General features: G+C 40.6%; 1 protein-coding gene. It reads left to right on the top strand.

Annotation, left to right across the window (positions count from 1 at the left end; genetic code table 11):
• Positions 1 to 178: 178 nt before the first annotated feature.
• Positions 179 to 2,353 carry a hypothetical protein gene (locus tag BQ7314_RS00005; RefSeq protein ID WP_174481658.1) on the top strand — a complete coding sequence of 725 codons (2,175 nt, stop codon included), beginning with the start codon at positions 179 to 181 and terminating at the stop codon, positions 2,351 to 2,353.
• Positions 2,354 to 2,391: the final 38 nt, after the last annotated feature.

Below are 2,391 nucleotides of genomic sequence, written 5' to 3'. Positions count from 1 at the left end.
GTTCTTAAAAAACAATTTCCTAAAGAAAAGCGCCACATGGCTCTTTGAGCGCAAGCTCCGACCTGTTTTGATGGCATATCTGTAATAAAATGTCGGACACCGTTACCTTAATGGAGATCAGTCTGGTCCCAGTATTACGCTGAGTCTATCAACGGCTGAAGAGGGTGATCTTGGATTAGTGATACTCCCTGCTGGCTTTGACCAACCACTACAGAAAATTCAGCTTGAAGATTGGGATCTGACGTTTTCCTACCAATTTGATACAAACGGTCCTGATCCTGAGAGCTTTGCCTTTGGAGCTGATGGGCCGACTGTATTCCCGCTCGAAAGTAATCCTCAGATTGGCTTGGTTGCGGTAAAGAAGCCTGGTATTTTTAACCTGGCATTTCTATTAGGCGATGAACGAAGTACTCACATTGAAGCTGAAGGATTGCAGATAGAAGTAAATGCAGCGATCAACGATGGTACTCAAACTTATTCTTTACAATGCACGATAGAAAAAGGTCACTTGGATATTGAAGAATTGATCCGCTTTGAATGGGATAAACTCCAAATCAAATTTGAGAGCGGTTCTACAACGCCAAAGCTTAACGTTGACGGTTTTCGAATTTATACACCTGTCGGTGCTGAGGAACCAGTTCTTGATTTAGATACAAATATTGATCTGAGTAATTTTTACATTAGCTCCAAGTGCTTGGCACTAACCGTTAAAGATACTTCAGTTGATGACTTACTTGGGATGGTTGCCCCAAATTTATCTCAGAGTATAGATTCTGACAAACAGAATATGACGGTACAAATAATATTTGGGAGTGATGGTGGGGTAGGAATTGAAGAATGTCGAATTGAATGGACCTCTGGTGCTGATAACGCTGAACAATCCTTTACGCTACCAGGTATTAATGTAAAAGTGTCTGAAGTATCGTTCTTTACTGTGTTAGTGAGCTGGGAAGGTTCTGGAAGCAATAAAAAAATTGCAAAAATTTCATTTATTGCAACATTAGCGAAAGATCAAGGACTTAGCGCAAGCAGTAGTTTTGCATGGGATCGTGCAGAAGAGCGAGAATTACAAAATGATATCAAAGAACCTAAAGAGGTTTTTAAACTAACACTTCAGGCGCGTGAAGAAATCAGTATTGTACTTGCAGATTTTTCTCTTAAAGGAGCTTTACCTAAATTTTTTCAATCAACAGAAAAATTAACTGAATTATCGTTAGATAACAGTGATTCGTTATGCTCGAAAATAAACTTAAGCTTTAGTGACATTAACCTAAGTGACTGGGTTGCGACTTTTGAGGTATCGGATAAATTAAGTTTGCCTTTTTTGAATTCTGATTCAACAGGTCAGCATATTGAAGTAAAAAAATTTGATGGAACAGGTATTAAAATTAACGACAAAGGCATCGCTTTTCCTCTCGGTGTTATCGTTCACATCACCGACACCCTAAAGTTAGAAACTACAATTGATGTATCAGTTGGTCTCACAACGTTTGCACTGAATATGGATGTCGCTGATTTAGTTCTAAAGTCTGACAAGGAACAGTTGACTGGGAACTTTCTGGGTCTCAATTGGAGGTTCACTCCTAATAACAACAAAGAGTATTTTATTCTTACTACTAAAGATTCTGATTATCGTATCAAACAATCCCAAGGAACCAAACTAGAACTGGAATATGGCTTGTTAGGTGAAGATCCCATTATTTTCGTAGTGGAAAACTTCGAGCTCAACGAAGCAGGCGTCAGCTTGAAAGCGACTGTTAGTGACCGTCCAGCGAAATTGAATGGCTTGGATACCAAGGTCCGATTTAAAGACTCCAGTTTTGAAATAGTCAATAATCATAATAAGGGGTTTACTCTTGCTGGCACCGGGCTAGTACCACCACTGCTTGGGGATGGAATGGCCAGTATTGCGCTGCAGTTTGAACCTGAATCAGAAGGTGGAGCACTGAAGCTGGTTAGTGGGGCGGCTGAAATAAAGGGCGATCAGATGCTGGAGTGTAAAGGTACCGGTTTTCGCTTTGAAGTTAACGCCATCGGACTTAAGTTTGTCGATGATGGGCAGTATCATCTTTATTTCACTATAAGTGGTAAAGCACGCTTTAATCCTTCTGCCGACAGTACCGGACCTTTATCGATGTTGTCTAAAGTTGAACTTGAATTAGTAGATTGTCCCATTACTGGCGATGCCAGTGTCCTTGCTGAACATATTGATTTTTTGGTGGCGCTGCCTAAGCCGGTCGATTTCGACTTTCTCGGCTGTTTTAACATGGAACTGCGCGCGATTGGCTTTGAACCACAGTCTAAAGTGTTTGACGGCGGTGATTGTCAAACTAGTTGTCGCCTAAAGTTGTAAATCTATGCCTGCTCTTTTTGCTCGTTTTCAGTTTTTTG

The sequence above is a fragment of the methanotrophic endosymbiont of Bathymodiolus puteoserpentis (Logatchev) genome, from assembly GCF_900128525.1.
In the GTDB taxonomy this organism is placed as follows: Bacteria; Pseudomonadota; Gammaproteobacteria; order Methylococcales; family Methylomonadaceae; genus Methyloprofundus.
This window is presented reverse-complemented; position numbering and strand designations above follow the sequence as displayed.